Here is a 23,700-nt window from a genome sequence, read left to right as displayed (position 1 = left end):
GATGTGTAAAAACAAAATTATCATTTTGCTCTTATTCCTATTCATCCTTTCATGTAAGGATAATCATAGTAAAATTGTAGGTGAATGGCAGGCAAAATGGGAAGCAGATTCATTATCCTATCCAGGCTTAATGGACTTGTATTCATTCCATGCAGAAGCTAGATATAAATTTAAGCCTGATGGCACAGTTAAAATACAAATCTATGGGTATGAAGACTGCTTTTTTCAATCTGATACAACAACGAATACTTTGTATTATGAAATAACAGGTGACTCCTTAATTTTAAAAGATGAGAGTACCAACTTTAGAATTTTTTATATAGTTAAAAAGATCAACAGTAAGAAAGCAAGCTTTTCTTTTATGGAAGATATAAATATTTCCCTGACTAAAATATAATAATCCCCACCTTTTCAAATATTACCCAATCCTCTATTAGAATAAAAAAACCAACTTATTATTACATTTCATCACCGATCAAGTTCTATATTAATCTTATTGCCCGGTAGATAAATGCTCATTCTTTTAAAGCCGAGATCTCGAATTCCTTCTAATTGAAAATCAAAAAATTAGACCCTGATTGTCAAAGTTTTTTGTACTAAATCAAGAGATTATAAAATAAACAACCTTTTGCTGCGCATTATTCATATTTATGTAATAAATTTGTAATAATTATAAGGTTTTTGCCGTTTCTAATAAAACAGAAATAAGAAACCTGTTTCGCTTGTTTAAAATTACAGATTTTTAGGTGAGCCACTCGAGTAGATTCGGGTGGCTTATTTTTTTCTTTAATTATCCCTCACGATATAATATTTATTTATTGTAACTTCATCCTAAAGATTTTTTAATCAGCTTAGAGATGAAAAAAGTATTAATAATATTAGTATCAATTATTGTAATTCTGCTAATCGCAGCAATTACTTTACCCATCATTTTCAAAGATGACATCAAAAAAGCCGTAGATGATGCAATTGCTGAAAATGTAGATGCGGATGTATTCTATGACGCTGAATCCTTTTCAATCAGCTTTTTTACTCACTTTCCAACACTAACTGTTAGTATAGATGAAATCGGTCTGGTCGGAAGAGGAGATTTCGAAGGAATTCCGTTAACGGAAATTCAGGAGTTTGAAGTAAGCCTTAAGCCGTTATCTGTTATTTTCGGGGACCAAATAGAAGTATCTGCAATTTACATACGTAAACCTCAGGTATATGCCCTGATTCTTCAAGACGGAAAGGCTAACTATGATATATTTATTTCTGAAGAAGAAGTTGAAGAAGAAACAGATACAGCATCATCAGAGGTAGCAGTACAGATCAATCATTGGGAAATCTCAGATGGAAAGATCATTTATGAAGATCGGTCTGCCAATATGATTCTTGAACTGTATGGACTAAACCATTCTGGTAGTGGAAATTTCGAAAACACTGTTTTGGACATGGAAACTGAAACTTCTATCGATACAGTCTCTTTTGAATTTGAAGAAGTCCAATATCTTTCTAATAAATCGTTTTATGCAGATATAATCCTGAATATGGATCTGGAAAAGATGAGGTTTGAATTTAAAGAAAACCACTTCAAGGTAAATGAATTTGCATTTAATCTGAATGGGGTCTTTGAAATGCCAGAGGAAGATATAACCATGGATATCACCTTTGGTGCCGAAGATAATTCCTTTAAATCTTTATTATCCCTGATCCCTGGAATTTACACTGAATCTTTCGATGTTATAGAAACAACAGGCGCATTTTCATTTGATGGATGGACAAAAGGAACTTACAATGAAAATAGCCTGCCAGGATTTGGTCTTGACCTTGTCGTAAAAAACAGTTCATTTAAATATGACGACCTGCCGACTCCTGTTGAAAATATTAAGGGGACTTTAAAGATTCTTTGCCCGGAAGGAGACATCGATTATACGAGTATAGATATAAGTAATTTTCATTTTAATATAGAGGATAATCCATTTGACCTGAATCTGGCAATTAAAAACCTTGTTGATTATCCAATTGATCTTGATGCAAGAGCCAAACTTGACCTTGAAAAAGTAACAAGGGTCTTCCCTGTTGAGAACACCTCACTAAAAGGTATTTTTACATTGGAAGCGAAAGCAGAGGGTAAATACGATAGTGTCAGAAACATTATTCCTGCCTTTAATCTGGACGCTACTTTGGAAAATGGATACGTTAAAAATGCTGACTATCCTGTGCCATTAGAAGATATTCACTTCGAAGCTCATTCTTATTCTAAGGATGGAAGCATGCAGAATGCAGTTTTTAATTTGACAGACATGAGCTTTTTACTAGGCGAGGATAAAGTTAATGCTTCTGCTTATGTCGTTAATTTTGATAGCCCGAATTGGGATGCCAAAGTGAATGGTAAATTAGATGTTGCAGAACTAAACAAAGTTTATCCTATTGAAGGTGTAGACATGGCCGGTACTATTATAGCCAATGTTCAATCCAAAGGAAAGTTTAGCGATGTGGAAGCTGAAAATTATACTGCTTTACAAACTTCGGGTAGTGTCAGTTTAAGAAACTTTAAATATTCTGATCAAGAGTCTATGCCACAGGGAGTAGAAATTACAACTGCTGATGCGGTATTCACTCCAGCTAATATAAATATCAAAACAGTAGATGGAAAAAGCGGACAATCAGATTTTAAAGCATCTGGTACTGTAAACAATTATATGGGCTATGTAATGAACGATGGGTTACTTAGTGGAGAATTCAACGTCTCAAGTAACTTTTTCAATGTAAATGAATTCATGGCTGAAGACGAACAAGAAACAGAGGAAGAAGAAGAATCTGAATTGGAAGTCATTAAAGTTCCGGAAAATCTTGATCTGGTTCTCCATACAAATGCGAATGAAGTTAAGTATGACAATTTAACTCTTTCAAATCTCTCCGGAGACCTAATTGTTAGGAATAGCACTGTAAGATTGGAAAGCCTTGTGTTCAATTCTCTCGGAGGACAGTTCACTACTTCTGGCTCCTACAATACAGAAAATATTGATAAACCTAAATTTGATATTTCATTAAACATCAAAAACCTTTCTATTCCTAAGTCTTATCAAAACTTTAATACAGTTCAGGCCCTGGCACCTATTGCTGAAGATATGACTGGATATTTTAATACTGACCTTAGTTTAGATGGAGAACTCCTGCAGGATTTCAGTCCAAAATTATCTTCATTAAGTGGTAGCGGTCTAATTGAAATAATTGATGCTGCGATAAAAGACAGTGGATTGATCGAAGGGATTACGGAGATCACCAAACTTAAAGATGCAGATAGCTTCGGACTTAAAGATGCACTTGTAAACTTCACTATTAAGGATGGTTATGTTACTACACAACCATTCGATGTATCAATTTCAGGGTATGAAGCCGAGGTTAGCGGCAGAACAGGAATTGATGGATCAGTTGATTACATCTTTAATATTGACGTTCCAACCGGTGCGGCTGGATCTGCAATTAATAAACTGGCATCTTCTATTACAGGTGGAAAAGATGTAGTGGGAGACGAAATCACTATTCCAGTCAAAGTTGGTGGGAAATTCAATGATCTGACATTTGGATTAGCAGGCGGACCTGGTACCAAAACAGGCTCTGAGTCTGCTACTGGCCAGGTAACAGATGCAATAAAAGATGAAGCTCAGGCGGAGTTAGATTCACAGAAAAAGGTAGTTGAAGACTCTGCTAATGTTGTAGTCCAAACTGCAAAAGATAGCGTAAGCAATGTTGCCGAAGAAAAAATTGAAGAAGGACAAGAAGAACTTAAAGAAAAAGCTGAAAACGCACTTAAAGATATCTTCGGTAAAAAGAAGAAAAAAGATGACGGCAACTAGTCCCAGACTTTAGCCGGAACAAATTCTAAAACATGGCCTTCGGGATCTTCAAAGTAAAACGACTTTGATCCTGAAGGCCATTTTTCTTCATGAATAATATCTATACCCTCTTTTTGTAATTCCATTTTTACCTTTTCATATTTTTCCTCATCAATATTAAAAGCTATATGTTGCTTGCCTTCTGCAAAGTGAGGCGGAAGCCCTTCTTTGTCTTTTGACTTATCCGGATTAAAAATGAGAAGCATCCCGGATTTCATTTTCAAAAAGAGCAAAGTATCAGGTACGTAAGTATATAGGCTAAATCCCAACCTATCAACATAAAAGGTTTTCGCAGCCTCAAGATTACGACTGTACAAACAGGTCTCAAATATTTGCGTACTGTAATTATCTATATTCATGATGTTAAATCTATATCAGTATTATCCCCCAGGTTTAATTTCAAATTACTGCCATAAAATGTGGAATCATTACCTATTATGCTTTCTTCGATCACAGTATTTCTTATCTCCGTTTTATTTCCCAATATCGATTCTTTAATAATCGCACCATAAATTTCACTGTTGTGTCCAACAACAACATTCGGTCCAATAATTGCATTTTCAATATGACAATTTTTTCCAATTACAACAGGAGGAATGATAATCGTTTTTGAATATATGGAATTATAATTTTCAGGTAATTCGCCTACATTCATTAACATTCGATTCGCTTCAAGGAGAGAGGTCTTTCTACTACAATCAAACCACCTGTCGGTTTTGATCATTTTGATTTTTGAACCTTTCTGAAGCATGTATTGCAAAGCATCCGTGAGCTGGGCTTCATCTTTTCCATTTTTTGAATCAAATTCATTTTGAAGGCTCTCAATGAAAAGAGGAATTTCCTGAATTCTATAAAGGCCGACAATTGCATAATTGGATTTTGGCACTTTGGGTTTTTCAACCATTTTGCGAATAAACCCATCAGAAGAAACTTCGCAGATACCAAAATTGCCTGGCACGCTCACTTTTTTGAGGCAGATCATTGAGTGTGTATTCTCTTTAGAAAAAAACTCCGGACTTGTGCGTATGATACTATCTCCTAAATGAACAATTACTTCTTTTTCATCTTTAAAATATTCGGAAGCCAATAAAATCGCATGACCCAGCCCCTGGCCCGGGTTCTGATATATTGTTTTATATTTTATCTTTCTGTCATATAAAAACTCATCAAGGAATTTTTCGATTTTCTGGCTCAAATGACCAACTATGAAGATCATTTCATCAATACCCGAATCACCAAGATAGTCAATAATATGGCCAAGAATAGGTTTTCCTGCAAGGGGTAAAAGACACTTAGGCTGGGTGTGGGTCAGGGGGCGCAAATGTGTGCCACTACCTGCAACCGGTATAATTGCTTTCATATATTTTAATTTAATACCTAAACCTGTCATTTGAAAGAATTATACTAATTGAAGGAGTTTGGTGACTAAACTATATCTTATAACTTTGCATCATCTTTACACTACAGGATTCATGAAAAAAAGCAACTGGATAGGTAAGTTTCTGGTTTGGCGGATTAAGCACATTGACGACAAGAATTTTGTGCTGATGCTGAGTATTCTCATCGGGATCCTGGCTGGCCTTGCAGCTGTAGTTTTAAAGGAGTCTGTTCATCTTCTTCAGGCTCAGGTTACTAAAAACTTCAATTTCAACGAATCGAGATATTATTTTATACTGATCCCGCCCGTAGGTATAGCATTGACCTATCTCCTGGCAAAATATGTTCTCAAAGAACATTTAGGACACGGTATTACCACAGTTCTATATTTTATTTCCAAAAAAGGAAGTAAAATGAAAAGGTCTCTACAATACAGCCGGCTTTTAACCAGTGCGGTAACAGTCGGTCTGGGTGGTTCTGTAGGACTTGAGGCTCCAATTGTAGTTACAGGCTCTTCCATCGGGTCAAATCTTGGACGGATAATGCACTTGTCTTATAAGAAAAGGACACTATTGATCGGTTGTGGAGCAGCAGGAGCTATTTCAGCAATATTTAATTCCCCCATAGCAGGAGTTATTTTCGCCATTGAAGTGATATTTAGCGAAATCACTATTGCAACATTCATCCCTCTTCTCATTGCTTCTGTAAGTGGATCAGTAATATCATTATCCCTTTTAGGTGAACATGTTCTTTTTTCACACCGTATTAAAGAGGATTTTTCAGAAGGAAACATTTTATATTATGCCGGACTGGGTCTTATCTCCGGAATATTTAGTGTTTACTTTACCCGTGTTATGTTTTATTTTGAAAGCATCACTTATAAAATAAAAGGCGGGTTAAAACGAGCACTGATTGGAGGTGTGGCTTTGGGAATAATTATTTTCGTGCTCCCCCCATTGTATGGAGAAGGCTATGGTATTATTAAACAATTACTTAATGACCAGGGAGAAACTCTGATTTCGAATTCACTATTTTTTGCCAACACAGATAATGTTCTGTTCCTTTTTATTTTTCTCTTTGTTATTATAATGGTTAAACCGATTGCTACAGCGCTTACTATTGGTTCTGGTGGATCTGGAGGAATATTTGGCCCATCCCTGTTTCTAGGAGGAATAATCGGATACTTATATGCTCTGCTTGTTAATTTTATTTTTAGTGCTGAAGTAATTAGTCCGGCAAACTTTACTTTGGTTGGGATGTGTGGTATAATGAGTGGGGTCCTTCATGCTCCTCTAACAGCTATTTTCCTTATTGCTGAAATAACCAGTGGTTATGAATTATTCATCCCATTAATGCTGGTAAGTGCATTGGCTTACAACACAGCAAAGAACTTTGAGAAGTTTTCTTTCTATTCAAAACCATTGGTAGAAAGTGGGGATCTTGTTAATTATGATAAGGATAAACAACTGCTTTCACTGATTGATCTCAATAAGATCATCGAAAAAGATCTTCTTACCATTGATCCCGAAGCAACACTGGGAACTCTGGTTGAACTTGTTCAAAAATCAAGAAGGAATATCTTTCCTGTCGTTTCAGATAAAAATGAACTTGTCGGCATAGTTACATTGGATGATGTCAGGAGCATAATGTTCGATGAAGATTCCAGAAAAAATATAATAATCAAAAGTATTATGCACTCCCCTCCCGCATATGTTAGTTCTAAAGAAAGCATGGAATCAGTAATGCATAAATTCGAAATAACCGGAGCCTGGAACCTCCCTGTAATTGATGAGGGTAAATATGCAGGCTTCCTATCAAAATCTAGGATTTTCAATGCCTATCGTACGCGTCTCCGGAGGCAACAAAAGGATTAAATTTTTAAAAATTAATAACTTAAATGTTAATCCTTTTAATGGATACGGCAATTTTTTTGAAAGTTTTAATAAATTTTTTTTACACAATAATTATAAGTCAAATCAGTTATCCACAAGAAATCAAATTCTTATTTTTTACATAACCACCTGTTTTACAGGTGTTTATATCGCTTTTTGCAAAACCTGTGGATAACTTTTCTATTTTGTGGAAAACTTTAAATGAAAAAATTTGACTTTAAACCCATCTTCTTATTGTTAAATTTATCTTCGGTTAACAATCAATTAATATCTGAGTATAATCATTAAAAACATAATTCTGACATCATTTTTATACATCTGAAAGAATTGAATCACCAAATAAATATTTTATTTCATACTAACAAAAACTAGTCTGGTATAAACAAAATCAATGAAAACAATATAAATAACATTTAGTTTAGTGTCCAGTGTTGAATAATCAATTTAAATTGTTTCACAATATTGAAAAAATACAATTTTGATTATTACAGTATTTTGTGTTAAATTTCTTTACTTATGAGAAATATTTATATATTGATTTTTGCAGTTTTCTTTAGCTTAAATACTAAAGGTCAAAATGTAGAAAAGATCAGTATAGGTGAGTTAGAAAAACTGATCAACCAGGAAAATGAAAATGTCCTCATATTTAATTTTTGGGCGACCTGGTGCAAACCATGTTTAAAAGAGATTCCCGCTTTTGAAAAAATAAATGAGAATGGCATGGTATCTGTACACTTAGTAAGCATTGATTTTATTAATCAATTTGAAAAGCGAGTAGTCCCATATGTAGAAAACAGAAATTTGGATTCAAAGGTCTTATTTCTGGCGGAGGAAAATCCAAATAGCTGGATGCCCCGTATAAGTAATGAATGGAGTGGGGCTATACCTGCTACACTGTTTGTTTATAAAGGAAAAAAATATTTTGAGGAAAAAGAGTTTACCCTTGAAGAGTTAAACGAATATATAAATAAAATAAGGAACTAATCTCCATTATAATATGAAACACTTATTTACATTAATATTACTTCTTACCGTATCTGCAGGCTTATCAGCTCAGGGGTATGAAGTAGGAGACAATGCTGTAGATTTTGAACTTAAAAATATCGACGGTAAAATGGTAAGTATGTCAGATTATAAGTCTGCAAAAGGAATTATTGTAATATTTACCTGCAATAGCTGCCCATATGCAAAATTATATGAAGACAGAATAATTGAATTAAATAATAAATATGAAAGTAAGGGATATCCTGTTATTGCTATAAATCCAAATGACAAAGATCGTCAGCCAGAAGATTCATTCGATAAAATGAAAGTTCGTGCTGAAGAAAAAGGATTTACCTTCCCATATCTGTATGATGAAACTCAGGAAGTAGCGATGACTTATGGTGCTACGAAAACTCCGCATGTCTATTTATTAAAAAAATCAGGCAACACTTATGAAGTTGTTTATATAGGAGCAATCGATGACAACCCTCAGAATCCTAACGATGTAAATACAAAGTATGTTGAAAATGCAATCGAAGAGATCGAAGCTGGAAAATCAGTGAGTGAGGACTATACTCGTGCGATTGGTTGTACAATTAAATGGAAATCATAGTAAAACTCATTGCATAAAAATTAAACACGACTGATTACCAGTCGTGTTTTTTTATGTATTTCTCCAGTGCTTTTTTTAGTTGAGAAGTATAATCCAAAGCTTTTTTTTCGTCAGTGCTGAGATAGTTTTCAAGTGTTACAATTTCAACTCCATCTGGATAAAAGCCACCATTAAGTGCTGAAATAATTATCATCTCTGTATTGTGTTTTTGACAAAGCTTTAAAATCTCTCCGGATAATTTCCCAGATATCGATTGCTGATCAAACTTTCCTTCTCCGGTTATTGTTAAATCACTTTTTTCTATTTGATCTTCAACCTCCAATATTTTTAAGATATAATCTCCAGCTAATTCAGGTTTTACATTTTTAAGATGATCAAATATAACAGGAATGCCTCCGCTTGCTCCCATTCCTTTTGTTTGATGCTCTATATTCAGTTGACTAATAACTGCTGTTATCTTTTCTTCATAATCCTTCCGCATGCCTTCCTCTACCCCCTTTTGCATGCCGAATACTTGTACCGCGCCCTCATCTCCTAATAATGGATTAATAACATCCGTATAAATTTCATATTCTACCTTCAGATAATCACTCCGGATATTATCTATCTGTTTCAAAATCCCATCGGCATCAAAAAGAGGGTTAGAAAGCCTGTATTTTTCCATCCCCAGTAAAGCAGCAATTATGCCCAAGCCAAGATCAATACTGGCGCTCCCTCCACAAAAAATTTTAATCGTGCTGGCTCCTTTATCGATCGCATCTTTTACAAGTATTCCGGTTCCAAAGGTGTTTGCTTTTTTAGGGTCAAGCTCTTTTACTTTTAAATGGCTGATGCCCGATGCTTCTGCCAACTCGATATAAGCTACCCTGTCTTTTAAACCATAGGTTGCCAGAATGCTTCTACCCAGGGGATCAAAAGTCGGTAATGTTATCCGATCAAATTTTAACTTTTCAGATAATACGTCTAGAGTGCCATCACCACCATCGGCCAGCGGCAATTTTGTGAATTTTGTACCGGGAAGTTGCTCTTTAAATACGGCATGAATTATATCACTTACTTCAAGCGAAGAAAGTGTACCCTTAAATGCATTGGGTGCAATAAGAATATTTTTATGTTCCGGCATTAATATTTAGCATCTCAAGGATACTATCAAGATAATCCCTGTTATTCGAAAGCCTTGGCACTTTATTCTGCCCGCCCAGCTTTCCTCGGTTTTTCATCCAGTTATAGAATGTGCCTCTGGGAACATCATGTACTCTTGGTTCGGCAAGAGCAATATCCTTATGGCGCTTAGCATCGTAATCACTATTGATCTCTCTTAACGTTTCATCAAGCACCCTGGTGAATCTCTGTAAATGATCAGGGCTTTTAATGAACTCAATAATGTATTCATGACCGCCACGGTGAGTCCCGTCAAGGTAGATTGGTCCGGCAGTAAAATTATCTATTACTGCTCCGGTCGCTTCGCAGGCTTTCTCAATACCCTTCTCAGCATTTTCAATCACGAGTTCTTCTCCAAATGCATTTATAAAATGCTTTGTCCTTCCGCTGATCTTTATTCTGTAAGGATATGTTGAAGTAAACCTGATGGTATCTCCTATTTTATATCTCCATAGTCCGGAATTGGTAGTGATAATCAGTGCATAATTTTTACCGATCTCAACTTCGCCCAGACCAATAACTTTTGGATTATCACTATCGACTTCATCGATAGGTATGAATTCGTAAAAAACTCCATAATCGAGCATCAATAATAATTCATCTGAATCTTTTTGATCCTGAATACCAAAATATCCTTCGGAAGCATTATAAGATTCCATGTAATTCATCTTATCAGAAGGAATCAATTCTTGAAATAATCTTCTGTATGGACCAAATGCAACAGCGCCATGAGCAAATAATTCAAGATTTGGCCACACTTCAGTGATATCATTTTTTCCGGTGATCTCAAGAATTCTGTTGAGAAGTACTAAGGTCCAGGTAGGAACACCTGCGAGACTAGTGACATTTTCATTGATCGTTGCCTGAGCCATCTTTTCTATCTTCTCCTCCCACTCATCCATTAAGGCAATTTTCAGATTCGGAGTTCTCACAAGTTGTGCCCATAAAGGAAGGTTTTTCATAATTACAGCACTTACATCTCCATATCGGGTATCACTTTGCTGATCAAAAGTATTGATCTGCTGGCTACCTCCAATGGTAAGGCTCTTACCTGTGAATAATTTGCTTTCAGGATGATTATTGATGTATATGCTTAGCAGGTCTTTTCCTCCCTTAAAATGACAATCATTTAATGCCTCCTCAGATACAGGGATGAATTTAGATCGGGCATTGGTAGTGCCAGAAGATTTTGCAAACCACTTAATCTTGGATGGCCACAAAATGTTTTGCTCACCGTGAAGTAATTTTTCAATATATGGATATAGTTCTTCATAGTTACGGATAGGAATACGTTCTTTAAATTCCTGGTAACTGGTAATGCTTTTGAAATCGTATTCTTTACCAAAAGAAGTATTCTTTGCTGTTTCAATAAGTTCAAAGAAATGCTCCTGTTGTACCTCTTCAGGATATTTCATGAACAACTCAATGTCGTGTATACGCTTTTTAAGCGCCCAGCTAAGAATAGAATTAAATATATCCATTATTAAATTTTTCGCTTCAACTCAAAATGCTGACCAAGATATACTTCTCTTACTCTTGGATCATTCGCTAATTCTTCTGCAGAACCAGCCTTTAGCAATTTACCTTCAAACATCAAATAAGCCCTGTCTGTAATAGAAAGTGTCTCATTTACATTATGGTCGGTAATTAATATACCAATATTTTTATTCTTGAGTTTTGCAACAATTGTTTGTATCTCTTCCACTGCAATTGGATCAACTCCAGCGAAAGGCTCATCAAGTAACACAAAGTGCGGGTCTACAGCTAATGCTCTGGCTATTTCTGTTCTTCTTCGCTCTCCTCCTGATAAGACCCCCCCTTTATTTTTTCGTACGTGGGTCAAACTAAACTCTTCCAGCAGGGACTCCATCTTTTCCTTTTGGACATTTTTGGGCTGATTGGTCATTTCCAAAACCGCCATTATGTTCTCTTCCACAGTTAGCGATCTGAATACAGAAGCCTCCTGTGCCAGATAACCTATTCCTCTTTTTGCCCTTTTATACATCGGCAAATCTGTAATATTTTCCTCACCCAGAAATATCTCACCTTCATTGGGTTTTACTAGTCCAACGATCATATAAAATGAGGTTGTCTTTCCTGCTCCATTAGGCCCAAGAAGACCGACGATCTCACCAGTATTTACTTCTACAGAAATATGATCTACAACTGTTCTTTTACTATATATTTTTACGAGATTATCTGCGTATAACTTCATGTCTTGCTTTCTTTTTGCCGGCCTTTCTTCCCGCCGTTAATTATAATTCATTAATTATGTAAAACCACACTTTGATGTACTTTTATGTCCTTAAGCATCAATTGAACTGATTTCTTTCCCCGAAACTCATTCAATGATACCTGGTAAGCTACATCAATTTTAAGGCCATTGTGTAATTGCGGGAAATAATGACCCATAAAAAACCCGATCGCTTCAATTTCTTCTTCTCCATTCCTTTGTCGCAAACGAAGTTTAATATGTTCGTTTTTTAACAATCTTGGCTCCCCAATTATTTCAACTGATTCACTTGAAAAAACAGGTTCCTCATTACCAGGACCAAAAGGCTGCATCTGGTATAAAATATTATAAAACTTATCGTTAATTACATTCAACGGAATTAGCTTATCGATAGTTAATACAGGCTCAAGCATATGTGATTCGATTTGCTGACTTACTGCCTCCTCAAACCGCTGCCTGAATTCATCTATACTTTCTACAGGCAAAGAAAGCCCTGCTGCATACTTGTGCCCTCCAAACTTTGAAAGAAGATCTTTGCATTCACTAATTGCTTCATAAATATCAAACCCCGGAACCGAGCGTGCCGAGCCAGTCGCTTCCCCATCATGCTCAGTAAGAATAATCGTTGGACGGTAATAGTGTTCTATGCATCTTGATGCAACAATACCCACCAAACCCTTGTGCCACGAAGGATCAAATAATACTGTTGTATTTCCTCCTGGCCAATCTGGAGCAGAATCTAACATTTCAAGAGCTTTTTGAGTCATGTCTTTATCAAAAAGCTTTCGTTCCTTATTATTGTCCTCAAGCAAATCAGCATGTGCCATTGCTTTTGTATAGTCTTCTTCTATCAATAATTCAAGGGCGGAATGCGCATGTGTCATCCGGCCTGCTGCATTAATACGGGGACCAATATAAAACACAATTTTTTCAATAGTCAGATTATCCTTATCCACACTGGCGGTCTCCATTAAAGCTGCAATGCCTGGCAAAGGAGAAGAAGCTAGAATTTTTAATCCATAAAAAGACAAAATTCTGTTTTCCCCGGTGATCGGCACAATGTCTGAACCAATACTAATGGTAAGAAGATCAAGCCTTTTGAATAGTTCTTCTTCCGGCCACCCCAACTTCTTGTATACAGCCTGTAGCAGCTTAAAGCCTACTCCACAACCAGACAACTCGTCGTAAGGATAATTACAGCTTTTCTTTTTTGGATCAAGAATAGCAACAGCAGATGGAAGTTGTTGTCCTGGGCGATGATGGTCGCAAATAATCACATCAATTCCTTTCGAACGCGCATAATCCACTTTGTCAACTGCAGTTATACCACAATCGATTGTGATTAATAATGTTACCCCTAATTCTGAAGCTTTATCGATACCTGCTTTTGATAAACCATAGCCTTCTTCATATCGGTCGGGCAAATGGTAATGAATGTTTTTGTGTCTTTTTGCCAGTGTTGTCATAAACAAAGCCACTGACGTTGTTCCATCAACATCATAATCTCCAAAGATCAGAATTTCTTCCCCTGAGTTTATTGCTGTTGTTAATCTATCAACAGCCTTATCCATATCTTCCATCAGATATGGGTCGTGCAATTCTTCAAGTGAAGGACGAAAATATTTTTTGGCTGAATCATAACAGGAAACGCCACGATCCAACAATGTTTCAGCAATATATGGGTTGACGTTGATTAGCCCCGATAACTTACTAATAGCTTGTTCATCTTTAGCTTCTTTATAATTCCAGCTATATACTAATTTTGATTTCCCCATCCTTTGTTCTTATGCCCGATTGATTTACAAAAATGACTATCTTTATCCTTATGTTGAAAAAACTTTCCGACTTTTATAAAAAATATAAACAATACGTTCGAGTCGATTTACTAATGTACATAATTATGATATTAATTATTGTTCTTGCATTGGTTTTGGCTCCACTTTTTAAATGATGAGAATTCAAGGAGTTGAAATTGAAGACCTTTCCGGTTATCCGGATCTATTGCGATCACTTCAGACCGATTATTTGCGATTTATTTCTTCCCTTTTTGGTGTTTACAAACCGGGAATAAAACTCGCTGCTGAAATAATTGAGCAACATGATATCGAGTTGGTCTACGATCTGGGCTCTGGAGGGGGAGGTGCCATACCCGGGCTTTACGATTATATTAATAAAGCTGAACAAAGAATTCCTGAAATAGTTCTTACTGATCTTTATCCAAATAAAACCGCAGCTTCCCGTTTAAAAAACATATCAGATGGCCATATTAATTATGACCTCAGATCACTTCCTGCCTTAACGGCGATCGAAGAAGTTCCAAAAGACAAAAAGACCCTGGTTACTATTTTCAATATGTTTCATCACCTGGAAGAAGAAGCCGCTAAAACGCTTTTAAAAAGGATAAGTGAACAGGGTCATTTCGTTCTGATGGTCGAGCCCCTGGATAAAAGTATTTTACAAATATTCATAAATATCTTTGTGACCTTAATTATGGCTCCTGTGTTTACACTTTTTGTAAAACCGGTCAGAGTTTCTAGATATCTTTTTTCCTACTTCATTCCGATTGTACCCCTTGTAACCTGTTTTGATGGAATTTTCTCTGTATTAAGGTTGTACAGTGTAAAACACCTCAAAAAGATAACCGGAACTATTAACGGTCTAAACTGGACTGCGGGAAAGCTTAAGTTTACTTTCGGCAAGACAATTTATCTCTTAGGAAAGCCACAATAAAAAAAGCCGATTCATTTACGAACCGGCTTTCTATTAATTATGTCTTAATTTAGATTACTCCTTCAAGCACATCCTTTAAAGGAACTCTGTTTCCGTCTTTATAGGCCACAATCCAGGCATCTTTAACACCCATTTCTCTTAAATACTTTTTAAAAGTATCTGCTTCCCAGTAATCACGGAATTGCCCCAGAGTAATCTTTTGCAGGCCATTTTCAGTTTCACCTCCAAAATTAGGATGGTTTTCGAAGTATTTGCTAAGGTCTTTATTTTTAAAAGCCCCGACTTGTACTTTGAAAAGCACTCCGCTTTCATCCATTGAATATCCGGATCCGGCAGATTGTTGTTGTCCTCCTCCGGCTGCAGCTTCTTCAAGAGCTCTTTGAGCTGCAGTTACTTCTGCCTGAGCTTGTCTCAATTGCTTTTCTAACTTAGCAATGGTGTTGTCCTTCTCATTTAATTGAGGTTCCATCGCTGAAAGCTGATTATTAAGACTGCTAACCTGTGCTTTTAATGCTTTATTTTCATCCACCATCTGCTTGAATGCTTCTTCAGACATGGATTTCTTTTTCTTTTTCCACTCTTTTCTTTCCTTCTTAGAGAGCTGTGCATGGCTTTCCATCGGTGCCAATGACAATCCGATGACCATAACTAATAAAACGACTAGATTTCTATTCATAATAAAAAATTTATCAACCCGGTATTTGAGACAATATAGCACTTTTTGATAAAATAGAAGAATATTTATTCAAAAAATGCAATTGTCACGAAATTAAGTAATAGATGCTTATAATAAAAACGCCTCTGGTATTATGAGGCGTTTTTTGCTATATTTTTAATTTTTTATGAGCTTTAGTTTATTTTAAACTACCAACCATATCTTCTGGTTTTACCCATTCATCAAATTGCTCCTCTGTTAAAAGATCAAGTTCAACGGCTGCCTCTTTGAGCGTTTTTCCCTCTTTGTAAGCCTTTTTGGCAATTTTTGCAGCATTCTCATAACCAATATGGGTGTTGAGTGCAGTAACAAGCATCAGGGATTTTTCAAGTTTATCTTTGATCACTTCATGATTTGGCTCAATTCCTACTGCACAGTTATCATTAAATGATTCACATGCATCACCGATCAATCTTGCTGAAGTAAGTACATTGTAAATCATCATTGGCTTGAAAACATTCAATTCAAAATGGCCGTTCATGCCACCTACTGCACAAGCATTGTCAAGACCAATAACCTGGGCGCATACCATTGTTAAAGCCTCACATTGCGTTGGATTTACTTTTCCTGGCATGATTGAAGACCCCGGTTCGTTTTCAGGGATCAAAATTTCACCAATTCCTGACCTCGGACCACTTGCAAGCATACGAATATCATTTCCGATCTTCATTAGGCTTACTGCCAACTGTCTTAATGCTCCGCTTGTTTCAACCATCGCATCATGAGCAGCAAGCGCTTCAAATTTATTCTCTGCACTAACAAAAGGTAGATCTGTGATCTCAGCTATTTTCTTAGCAACAAGATCTGCATATCCTTTTGGTGTATTAAGCCCTGTACCAACAGCCGTTCCTCCGAGAGCTAACTCGCTCAAGTGATCAAATGAATTTTCTAACGCTTTCAAACCATGATCAAGTTGGGAAACATACCCACTGAATTCCATTCCTAACGTAAGTGGGGTGGCGTCCATAAAGTGAGTACGGCCAATCTTAACTACATCGTTAAAATTTTTAGCTTTCTTATCTAATGTATCTCTGAGTTTTTTAACCTTTGGAATAGTCTCTTTTACTAAAAAACTATATGCCGCGATGTGCATTGCTGTAGGAAAGGTATCATTACTTGACTGAGACTTATTCACATCATCATTCGGATGCAGAAATTTTTTGTCATCCGTCAGAGACCCTCCCTTTAACACATGGCCTCTGTTTGCAATAACCTCATTAGAATTCATGTTACTTTGAGTACCTGATCCGGTCTGCCAAACTTTTAATGGAAACTGATCATCGTGTTTTCCCTCAAGTATTTCTTCACAAACAGTTTTAATGGTGTCTGCTTTTTCCTGATCAAGCACACCAAGCTCTGCGTTTGTTAAAGCGGCAGCTTTTTTAAGTACTGCGAATGCCCTTATTACCTCAATAGGCATCTTCATGGGCTCTCCACCTATTTTGAAATTCATTAGTGAACGCTGGGTCTGGGCTCCCCAGTATTTGTCGGCAGGAACATCTACCTGCCCCATAGTATCTTTTTCTATACGAACATCCATTGTGGTTTTCTATTTATTGAGTTCCAAAATCGGATGTAATTTAATGAATAATAAGTTTGTTTGGTTTTAACCAGGGCGATTTAATAGCTTTTAGTCTGAATAAAAGGAGATGTTATAGACTCTTTGATTATTCTGCTCATATAAATACTGTGTACCCATCACAAACCAGCCTGAATTTGTCGGGTAAGCTTTAAGCCCGTTATACTTTTTTAAACCATCATGATTGATCTTGTCTTTGCTAATCAGTTGACTATTATAAAAATCGTATCCGATATTTATACCTGAGGAAGTATAGAAAGAAGATATATTGACTACACCTCCATCTAAAGTAAATTTATTAGTTGGAACAGACATATTGCTAACAGTAAACCCGGTAGCCACATTTAATTCTACCTCCTTTTCCCTATCGAAATTGATAATTTTCTTCTCTATAAATTCTCTTTCGTCAAATACCTCTTTTTCAATGGTCGTATATTCGTATTTATTGTTCCTTTTTACCTTTTCGTAAACAGCCTTTGTTTTATACAGGTTCCGATATTTATCAACTACAACACTAACACTACCATTCACTTCATAGATCCCTGTTAGCAGGTAATCACCAGATAAGTTATAGCTGAATGTTTCAGAGGCCGAATAAACTTTAACAGTATTCAAAAACAACTCAACTGCGAAGTTTAGGTTTTGGGAGAAAAGAAGATTCTCTAACTGCGTGTCATTATTAATTTTTATTGTTTTTACCGGATCATCAAGATATGAAGATGAAAATATTCTAAGTTCATCATTGATATAAGAATTTATTATAAAAAACAGCTCTCCATTTTTGCGTATGGCTTTCACAAAAGTATTCTGATCATTTATCAAAAGCTTACTAAATATAAAAGATGACTTATCAAGACGGGTGACAAATATCCTCCCCAGGTAAAGACCTATACTGAAAATTTCCTTTCCATCGAAGAATACATTTTCGGGTTTAAATCCATCGGGGAAAGTTAAATTGATAATTTTTGTGACTTTATCTTGAAGTTGAGACCTCTTAGTGAATAAAGTATATAAATTGGTAACCGAATTGAAATATAAAGCCGCAGCATTACCATTAACTACGACAAAAGAAATTAAGGTTTGATTTGCCGGAATCTCAAGGTTATCAGATGACAATAAATTTCCATTCTTAGAAAATATGGATAAGTTACTTTGATTATTTATTGAAGAGGTTATTAAATAGAGTTTATCCTCTGAAACCTCAATTGATATTGGAGGCTCTTTTTCCTGGTAGATGCTTTTGAGTGCTGAATTTTGTGAAAATCCCAGGTTAACAATACAAAAATACGCCGTTATCAGTAATTTGAGTTTCATAGAATATCAGATTTCTACACCTGTGCTTTTCTTCTTCACCGGTATTGATATCAAAACGATAGCCATGCATCGGGCATACCAGGTGCTGATCTTTTGTGATCGGAGCGTCAACAAGTTTTTTATTATTATGTGGACAATTAGGTTCAGATGCCAGCAAAATATTTTCAGAATATCTGATTAGTAAAATTATCTTGTCACCAGCTTTGATCAGTTTCCTCTCTCCCGTGGGAAAAGAGCTATTCATTGCTTCAAATGATTTGAAAATGGTATATTTCTTCATCAGTCACTTTCTAAATCAGCCGGACACTCTCGGTAAATTCAGGGATAACCACATTTGAATATCCTTCCTCCTCGAGTCGTTTTTTCATGGCCTGCTGTCGATTTTCTTCACCATGGATCAAAAATAAATTCTTTAACCTGCTTTTATCTTGATTTGAAAGAAAAGTCACCATTTCATTTTCATCAGCATGAGCACTAAAGGAGTCCATGATCTCCACCCTTGCCCTTAACTTTAACTCACGCCCAAATATCTTGATAGTATCAGGCTTAGACCGGATCTTCTCTCCCAAAGTATGAGGAGCACAAAATCCAACCATTAGTATGGTGTTTCTGGGGTTTTCGCAATGATTATAAATGTGGTGAAGTATTCTCCCGGCGGTAACCATTCCACTCGCACTAATTATAATTGCAGGCCCTTGCAGGTCGTTAATCGCCTTACTATCATCAACCTGGCGTGTATAGTGTAAATTGTTAAACCCAAAGGGATTGGGATCTGTTTGCATATATTCCACAAGCTCTTTATCATAACATTGAGGATTAAGCCTGAATATATCCGTTGCATTTATTGCCAAAGGGCTATCCACATAAACAGGAATATTAGGGAGCCTTGAAGCATTTTCAAGCTTATCGAGTAAATAAACAAGTTCTTGAGTCCTACCCACACTGAAAGCGGGAATTATAAGCTTACCTTTATTTTCTACACATGTCTGATGTATTATGTCATAGAACCTTTCTTCATCTTCGGGTAGCTCTTTGTGCAGTTCCCCGCCATAAGTGGATTCCATGATAAGATAATCTAATTCAGGCATAGATTGCGGGTCTTTCAATATAGGGCGATCAGGTCGTCCGATATCCCCTGAAAACCCAAGAACCTTTTCTCCTGAGGAGGTATTTATTTTTAGCGTAACACTCGCGCTTCCCAGAATATGTCCGGCGTCTCTAAAGAGAAGTTTTATTTTAGGATGTATATCGATCCATTTATTGTAAGGGTAGCTGATGAAATCATTCAGGCATTCATAAACATCTTCTGAGGTATATAATGGCTCTACGTTTTCTCCTCTTTTTCTTTTTCTTTCAACTTCTCTCTGGTTGATATGTGCCGTATCGAGAAGCATTATTGTACAGAGATCCCTCGTGGCATGCGTGCAAATGACATTACCTTTATAACCATCTTTGTAGAGCTTTGGTATTCGCCCGGAATGATCAATATGGGCGTGGGAAAGAATTACCAGGTCAATAGATTCGGGATCAAACTGCCACTCTTCATTAAATTCCTTAAAGGTAGGATCCGAACCCTGGTATAAACCACATTCTAATAAAACTTTGGTCTCATTGTCAATAGTAATGAGATGGGCGCTTCCGGTAACTGTCTTTGCAGCTCCGCAAAATTTGATCTCGATCATTATTCATTTGAGTTACTTTCAGAATGATTTATCTTTTCAAGTAACCTGCCACTAGTATTGTAATAACTCCAGACTCCAATTTTTTCATCTTCCTCAAACTCTCCTTCTGATTCCAGAATGCCATTATCAAAATAAAATTTCCAGACCCCGGTTTTAAGTCCTTCTTCGTAATTGCCTTGACTTTCTATCGTTTCTCCATCAGAATGATAAAAAATCCATGGCCCTGTCCTCAGCCCACTTTCATATCGTCCTTTACCGGCAATATTTCCTTTCGGAGAATATTCAATCACTTCACCGGTGCCATATTTTAAATTTCCTGTTGATAAAGTATCGCCTGCGGCAGTAAAGAAATCCGTTACAGATACCAGGAGTCCGTCGTCCCAGGTTTCCTCTTGCATTAATTTACCATTTTCATGAAAGAATCCCCACAATCCATCCTGATTTCCATTCATATAATATCCGATACTGTAAAGTTTGCCAGACTCATAAAAACTATACCACTGACCATTTCTTAAACCCAAAACATACTTTCCTTCTTCTTCTAGACCTCCTGAGGAATAGTAATATCTCCATTTGCCAGTCTCATAATTATTTCTGTAATCCCCATTTGCATATTTTCTTCCATTCTCAAAATAATAATTCCATGTTCCGGTTTTCGAACCCAACTCATAATTTCCCTCAACCCTTTTTGAGCCGCTTGGGAAATATTCTAAATAGGCAGAATCTTTGAGGCCGACTTTAAAATAATACTCAGAAGCTAGAACCCCGTTAGGATAATATTCATTCCAGGCACCTGCCGGCACGCCGTTTTGGTAATACCTTTCATCCTTAACAATTCCATCATCATAGTAAAAAATTGATTCGCCATGAGGCTGACCTTCTTTATAATTCACTTCAGCTATAAGTATTCCATCAGGAGCATATTCAAGAAATTGCCCGTTCTTTTCTCCATTTTTAAATTGCCCTTTAAGCTTTAACTGACCCGTCTGGTAATATTCTTCATGAGAGCCATCCTGTACATTTTTGGAATATTCGGACTTGACTAATGGGACTCCGAAGGGAGAGTACCTTACTACCTCCCCATTGATAGAGTCATTCTCATAATCGATGCTAACATCAACATTACCATTAGAATAATATTGAACAACTTTACCCTGAATAAGACCATCTTCATAATTTACAGTAAGGCGCAAACGGTTATTTGCGTAAACTTTCCATTTTTTATCACGCTTACCCTGGTCTGAATAGTTCGCTTTAATCTGAATATTATTATCTTCTGATTGATATTCCCAATTCCCGATTTTCTTACCTTCCACAGTCTCACCCTGACCTGATAAGCTGTCAACCGAAATTATTTCTTGAGAATAGATTAAAAATGAAGAAAGTATGGTTAAGCAAAAAGTTAGAAATAGCCTCATATTATTTGTTGTAAACGGATTCCTTTAAATATACTTAGAGGGCATCAAAAATTATACCCATATTGAAATATCTAAAGGTAATATTACAAAATTTCTTTTTTAAGAGTTAAAACTTCTTTGTATACTTGTATATCATTCAAAAAAGGTCAACAGGAATAACCGTATCAACAACCCTAATAAACCAACCTAGTGAAAAAAGAAGACAAGCAATTGCTACTAAGAAAATGCTCGTTAATCGAATATGGCCTTGAAACTAAATGTAGGGATGAGAGTGAAAAAGATAACGTTAAGAGGATCTTTTCAAAATTAAAGGAGCTGATCGAAAAAGAAGAAATTACTACATCTTTAGGACTGGAATATACAGCAAACTTCTGCTTTGAAAAAAGTAGGGAGGATGAATCCAGAATTGAAGAGTATGCAGAATCTGTTAAAGGCTTTTTTGCCTAAACCGGAGAAATTACTCCGGTTTTTCTTTCTTTGACTTTGTCTTATCTGCATCATACAGCGATAAGGCTGTCACTATTCCAATAATAATACAGAATACTAAAATAAAAGTTGAAGCTCCGGGCTCTATAGGTGCATCTACGAACATAATTTTTTTCTTTAGATTAATTGTCTGTGCGAATTTAAGTGGTCAATTTGAAAAACGAAAATTAAAAAGACCATACCTTTCCTTTTTTCTTACATACTCACATTTATACCAGTAATTTTTAAGCAATTCCAATCTAAATTTCTATTTTTGCCATTAAAAGATTTTAGTTATGATAATGTTAGGAATTATAGGCGTACTATTTGTTATGGCATTGTTAGCACCATGGGTAGTACCAAATGAGAAAGTAAGTGATAACGAACTTGATCGGGAAAATTAATTCCCGATCAGGTTTAGTTTTCTTCTTCAAAGTAAACAGTATAGTAATTCAACTGTTTTTCTTCATCATATCCCTTTTCTATTTTTGAACGGTCTCCGTGCACATAGATGTGGAAATTCTTATCCAGCTTCAGCACTGATTTAATAAACTTACTGCTCTTTTTTACTGCAGATTTGTTTATATCAAACTCATCGTAGGTTTTTACTTGTTTCGTTTCCTGATACTGACTCTTATAATCATTGAAGGCGTCAATGATCTCAGGCTGTTGCATCACTTCATCTTCGAACTCTTTTACATTAAACGATTCCTTTTCTTTAAAGTAATTTGATGCGTTTTGCTTCATTCCAATCTTGTCAATCTTATCTGCTTCAGGAAAAACCTCCTCAACAAAGTTCATACAAAGATCAAGATACGATTCGGTGTGATAGTAATTATTTTCATGAATTTTTACCTGAAGAAAATCATCTATCCAATACTGGGCCTCACCCCCTTTATTGGTTTTGTCAATAATCATTAAACGATAGCCATCCTCTTCTTCAACATTAAAGATCAAGCAGCCCTTATCGAGTTTGTTAATATTCACACCCATTTCGGCATCAACCTGGTAAGTGCTTTTTTTAGGATATACTTTCAGATATGTATCTTTTGATTCTGATTTAAATATACCAATAGCCTCAGTTATATTCTCGCCAAAGTTCACATCGTCAAAATACGAAACATAAAGCTCTCCTGTCTTAATATTTGGATGCCTAGATTCACTGTGTAGCAAGCTTGCAATTTTACAGCTGTTATCATAAAACTTTTCAGGATCGGTGAAAACTTCTTTTACATAATAATAACATTCATTAAGACTGATGTCCGTAGAATGTTTGAAGCTGAAAAATCGCTCCTCACTAAAAGGTTTAAGAAAAAATTTTTTTAGAAGGTTTAATATATCTTCATCAGGGGTGATTTCATCTTTTGAAAGGTCAAGAGATTCCGGATCTGTCTTACTTCCTACTCTGTGAACTGCAAGCCGGTCCAGCCGGGCATTCTTTAAATTAAACATTAGAATAAATTTTTTGTAAATATACTAACTACAAAAATGAGTATAAAAAAAAATCGGCCGGGGGAGGCCGATTCTTTCGATCACATGGTACTATTTGATGACAGCTGTATGTTTAAACTATATAAAGTAAAAGAAAATTTGCCACCAATAGTAAGCGATTATCACTCTCTATTCTATGTTTGTCTTTCTTTGTATTACAAA

General features: G+C 36.0%; 21 protein-coding genes. 7 read left to right on the top strand and 14 right to left on the bottom strand.

Annotation, left to right across the window (positions count from 1 at the left end):
* Nucleotide 1 precedes the first annotated feature (1 nt).
* Together OO013_RS13630 and OO013_RS13625 are read left to right on the top strand one after the other, a co-directional pair.
* On the top strand, nt 2-397 hold the full coding sequence (locus OO013_RS13630) for a hypothetical protein (protein WP_266057449.1): 396 nt from the start codon (nt 2-4) through the stop codon (nt 395-397).
* A 460-nt stretch (nt 398-857) separates the two neighbouring features.
* Complete coding sequence (locus tag OO013_RS13625; protein ID WP_266057447.1) at nt 858-3,845, top strand: AsmA family protein; 2,988 nt, start codon at nt 858-860, stop codon at nt 3,843-3,845.
* Here the strand turns inward: OO013_RS13625 and OO013_RS13620 are convergent.
* Both OO013_RS13620 and OO013_RS13615 read right to left on the bottom strand, forming a co-directional pair.
* Nucleotides 3,842-4,243 carry a VOC family protein gene (locus OO013_RS13620; RefSeq protein ID WP_266057445.1) on the bottom strand — a complete coding sequence of 134 codons (402 nt, stop codon included), beginning with the start codon at nt 4,241-4,243 and terminating at the stop codon, nt 3,842-3,844. The two genes, OO013_RS13625 and OO013_RS13620, sit on opposite strands and share 4 nt — an antisense overlap.
* Nucleotides 4,240-5,244, bottom strand: coding sequence for a sugar phosphate nucleotidyltransferase (locus OO013_RS13615; protein WP_266057444.1), 1,005 nt, complete (start codon nt 5,242-5,244; stop codon nt 4,240-4,242). Before OO013_RS13615 ends, OO013_RS13620 begins: the two co-directional genes overlap by 4 nt.
* Nucleotides 5,245-5,356: 112 nt before the next feature.
* Between OO013_RS13615 and OO013_RS13610 the strand changes: the two genes are divergently transcribed.
* The 3 genes from OO013_RS13610 (at nt 5,357) to OO013_RS13600 (ending at nt 8,750) form a co-directional block, all read left to right on the top strand.
* Nucleotides 5,357-7,135 (top strand): chloride channel protein, encoded by a 1,779-nt coding sequence (locus OO013_RS13610; RefSeq protein WP_266057443.1) that lies wholly within the window; start codon nt 5,357-5,359, stop codon nt 7,133-7,135.
* Between the two features lie 534 nt (nt 7,136-7,669).
* Entirely contained in the window at nt 7,670-8,137 is a 468-nt protein-coding gene (locus OO013_RS13605) for a TlpA family protein disulfide reductase (protein WP_266057442.1), read from the top strand.
* 13 nt (nt 8,138-8,150) lie between these two features.
* Nucleotides 8,151-8,750, top strand: a complete 600-nt coding sequence (locus OO013_RS13600) for a thioredoxin family protein (RefSeq protein ID WP_266057441.1) — start codon at nt 8,151-8,153, stop codon at nt 8,748-8,750.
* A 34-nt stretch (nt 8,751-8,784) separates the two neighbouring features.
* Here OO013_RS13600 and OO013_RS13595 read toward each other — a convergent pair whose 3' ends face one another.
* From OO013_RS13595 to recJ, 4 genes are read right to left on the bottom strand one after another with little or no spacing between them, the layout of a single operon-like run.
* Nucleotides 8,785-9,873 (bottom strand): glycerate kinase, encoded by a 1,089-nt coding sequence (locus OO013_RS13595; RefSeq protein WP_266057440.1) that lies wholly within the window; start codon nt 9,871-9,873, stop codon nt 8,785-8,787.
* Nucleotides 9,860-11,392 carry a GH3 auxin-responsive promoter family protein gene (locus OO013_RS13590; protein WP_266057439.1) on the bottom strand — a complete coding sequence of 511 codons (1,533 nt, stop codon included), beginning with the start codon at nt 11,390-11,392 and terminating at the stop codon, nt 9,860-9,862. Before OO013_RS13590 ends, OO013_RS13595 begins: the two co-directional genes overlap by 14 nt.
* 2 nt (nt 11,393-11,394) lie before the next feature.
* Nucleotides 11,395-12,126 (bottom strand): LPS export ABC transporter ATP-binding protein, encoded by a 732-nt coding sequence (lptB, locus tag OO013_RS13585; RefSeq protein ID WP_266057438.1) that lies wholly within the window; start codon nt 12,124-12,126, stop codon nt 11,395-11,397.
* 50 nt (nt 12,127-12,176) lie between these two features.
* The gene (recJ, locus tag OO013_RS13580; protein ID WP_266057437.1) at nt 12,177-13,919 is read right to left on the bottom strand and encodes a single-stranded-DNA-specific exonuclease RecJ; all 1,743 of its coding nucleotides are present in this window, start codon (nt 13,917-13,919) and stop codon (nt 12,177-12,179) included.
* Between the two features lie 175 nt (nt 13,920-14,094).
* Here recJ and OO013_RS13575 point away from each other — a divergent pair, with 175 nt between their 5' ends.
* Nucleotides 14,095-14,874, top strand: a complete 780-nt coding sequence (locus tag OO013_RS13575) for a hypothetical protein (RefSeq protein WP_266057435.1) — start codon at nt 14,095-14,097, stop codon at nt 14,872-14,874.
* A gap of 49 nt (nt 14,875-14,923) precedes the next feature.
* Here OO013_RS13575 and OO013_RS13570 read toward each other — a convergent pair whose 3' ends face one another.
* From OO013_RS13570 to OO013_RS13545, 6 genes are all read right to left on the bottom strand, one after another.
* Nucleotides 14,924-15,550, bottom strand: a complete 627-nt coding sequence (locus OO013_RS13570; RefSeq protein ID WP_266057434.1) for an Ezrin/radixin/moesin family protein — start codon at nt 15,548-15,550, stop codon at nt 14,924-14,926.
* Nucleotides 15,551-15,728: 178 nt separating this feature from the next.
* Nucleotides 15,729-17,129 carry a class II fumarate hydratase gene (gene fumC / locus OO013_RS13565; RefSeq protein ID WP_266057433.1) on the bottom strand — a complete coding sequence of 467 codons (1,401 nt, stop codon included), beginning with the start codon at nt 17,127-17,129 and terminating at the stop codon, nt 15,729-15,731.
* A 90-nt stretch (nt 17,130-17,219) separates the two neighbouring features.
* Complete coding sequence (locus OO013_RS13560) at nt 17,220-18,482, bottom strand: hypothetical protein (protein ID WP_266057432.1); 1,263 nt, start codon at nt 18,480-18,482, stop codon at nt 17,220-17,222.
* Entirely contained in the window at nt 18,439-18,762 is a 324-nt protein-coding gene (locus OO013_RS13555) for a Rieske (2Fe-2S) protein (RefSeq protein WP_266057429.1), read from the bottom strand. The genes OO013_RS13560 and OO013_RS13555 overlap by 44 nt, the downstream gene beginning before the upstream one ends.
* Before the next feature lie 10 nt (nt 18,763-18,772).
* Nucleotides 18,773-20,164 carry an MBL fold metallo-hydrolase RNA specificity domain-containing protein gene (locus OO013_RS13550; RefSeq protein WP_266057428.1) on the bottom strand — a complete coding sequence of 464 codons (1,392 nt, stop codon included), beginning with the start codon at nt 20,162-20,164 and terminating at the stop codon, nt 18,773-18,775.
* Nucleotides 20,164-21,582 carry a toxin-antitoxin system YwqK family antitoxin gene (locus OO013_RS13545; RefSeq protein ID WP_266057427.1) on the bottom strand — a complete coding sequence of 473 codons (1,419 nt, stop codon included), beginning with the start codon at nt 21,580-21,582 and terminating at the stop codon, nt 20,164-20,166. The genes OO013_RS13550 and OO013_RS13545 overlap by 1 nt, the downstream gene beginning before the upstream one ends.
* 189 nt (nt 21,583-21,771) lie before the next feature.
* On the opposite strand from OO013_RS13545, the gene OO013_RS13540 reads away from it, so the two are divergent.
* Nucleotides 21,772-22,029, top strand: a complete 258-nt coding sequence (locus OO013_RS13540; protein ID WP_266057425.1) for a hypothetical protein — start codon at nt 21,772-21,774, stop codon at nt 22,027-22,029.
* 10 nt (nt 22,030-22,039) lie between these two features.
* On the opposite strand, the gene OO013_RS13535 is transcribed toward OO013_RS13540, so the two are convergent.
* Together OO013_RS13535 and OO013_RS13525 are read right to left on the bottom strand one after the other, a co-directional pair.
* On the bottom strand, nt 22,040-22,174 hold the full coding sequence (locus OO013_RS13535) for a hypothetical protein (protein WP_262710369.1): 135 nt from the start codon (nt 22,172-22,174) through the stop codon (nt 22,040-22,042).
* A gap of 290 nt (nt 22,175-22,464) precedes the next feature.
* Nucleotides 22,465-23,499: a nucleoid-associated protein gene (locus OO013_RS13525; protein WP_266057422.1), complete on the bottom strand. Its 1,035-nt coding sequence runs from the start codon at nt 23,497-23,499 to the stop codon at nt 22,465-22,467.
* Between the last annotated feature and the right edge of the window lie 201 nt (nt 23,500-23,700).

Origin of the sequence: Mangrovivirga halotolerans, from assembly GCF_026241165.1 — a bacterium.
GTDB lineage: Bacteria > Bacteroidota > Bacteroidia > Cytophagales > Cyclobacteriaceae > Mangrovivirga > Mangrovivirga halotolerans.
The sequence above is the reverse complement of the archived record's forward strand: the minus strand, read 5'-3'. Positions and strand labels throughout refer to the sequence as shown.

What these genes read in the sequence shown, in the direction of transcription:
- OO013_RS13630 (WP_266057449.1), top strand. Translation starts at nt 2, where the DNA reads ATGTGTAAAAACAAAATTATCATTTTGCTCTTATTCCTATTCATCCTT.
- OO013_RS13625 (WP_266057447.1), top strand. Translation starts at nt 858, where the DNA reads ATGAAAAAAGTATTAATAATATTAGTATCAATTATTGTAATTCTGCTA.
- OO013_RS13620 (WP_266057445.1), bottom strand. Translation starts at nt 4,243, where the DNA reads ATGAATATAGATAATTACAGTACGCAAATATTTGAGACCTGTTTGTAC.
- OO013_RS13615 (WP_266057444.1), bottom strand. Translation starts at nt 5,244, where the DNA reads ATGAAAGCAATTATACCGGTTGCAGGTAGTGGCACACATTTGCGCCCC.
- OO013_RS13610 (WP_266057443.1), top strand. Translation starts at nt 5,357, where the DNA reads ATGAAAAAAAGCAACTGGATAGGTAAGTTTCTGGTTTGGCGGATTAAG.
- OO013_RS13605 (WP_266057442.1), top strand. Translation starts at nt 7,670, where the DNA reads ATGAGAAATATTTATATATTGATTTTTGCAGTTTTCTTTAGCTTAAAT.
- OO013_RS13600 (WP_266057441.1), top strand. Translation starts at nt 8,151, where the DNA reads ATGAAACACTTATTTACATTAATATTACTTCTTACCGTATCTGCAGGC.
- OO013_RS13595 (WP_266057440.1), bottom strand. Translation starts at nt 9,873, where the DNA reads ATGCCGGAACATAAAAATATTCTTATTGCACCCAATGCATTTAAGGGT.
- OO013_RS13590 (WP_266057439.1), bottom strand. Translation starts at nt 11,392, where the DNA reads ATGGATATATTTAATTCTATTCTTAGCTGGGCGCTTAAAAAGCGTATA.
- lptB (WP_266057438.1), bottom strand. Translation starts at nt 12,126, where the DNA reads ATGAAGTTATACGCAGATAATCTCGTAAAAATATATAGTAAAAGAACA.
- recJ (WP_266057437.1), bottom strand. Translation starts at nt 13,919, where the DNA reads ATGGGGAAATCAAAATTAGTATATAGCTGGAATTATAAAGAAGCTAAA.
- OO013_RS13575 (WP_266057435.1), top strand. Translation starts at nt 14,095, where the DNA reads ATGAGAATTCAAGGAGTTGAAATTGAAGACCTTTCCGGTTATCCGGAT.
- OO013_RS13570 (WP_266057434.1), bottom strand. Translation starts at nt 15,550, where the DNA reads ATGAATAGAAATCTAGTCGTTTTATTAGTTATGGTCATCGGATTGTCA.
- fumC (WP_266057433.1), bottom strand. Translation starts at nt 17,129, where the DNA reads ATGGATGTTCGTATAGAAAAAGATACTATGGGGCAGGTAGATGTTCCT.
- OO013_RS13560 (WP_266057432.1), bottom strand. Translation starts at nt 18,482, where the DNA reads ATGAAACTCAAATTACTGATAACGGCGTATTTTTGTATTGTTAACCTG.
- OO013_RS13555 (WP_266057429.1), bottom strand. Translation starts at nt 18,762, where the DNA reads ATGAAGAAATATACCATTTTCAAATCATTTGAAGCAATGAATAGCTCT.
- OO013_RS13550 (WP_266057428.1), bottom strand. Translation starts at nt 20,164, where the DNA reads ATGATCGAGATCAAATTTTGCGGAGCTGCAAAGACAGTTACCGGAAGC.
- OO013_RS13545 (WP_266057427.1), bottom strand. Translation starts at nt 21,582, where the DNA reads ATGAGGCTATTTCTAACTTTTTGCTTAACCATACTTTCTTCATTTTTA.
- OO013_RS13535 (WP_262710369.1), bottom strand. Translation starts at nt 22,174, where the DNA reads ATGTTCGTAGATGCACCTATAGAGCCCGGAGCTTCAACTTTTATTTTA.
- OO013_RS13525 (WP_266057422.1), bottom strand. Translation starts at nt 23,499, where the DNA reads ATGTTTAATTTAAAGAATGCCCGGCTGGACCGGCTTGCAGTTCACAGA.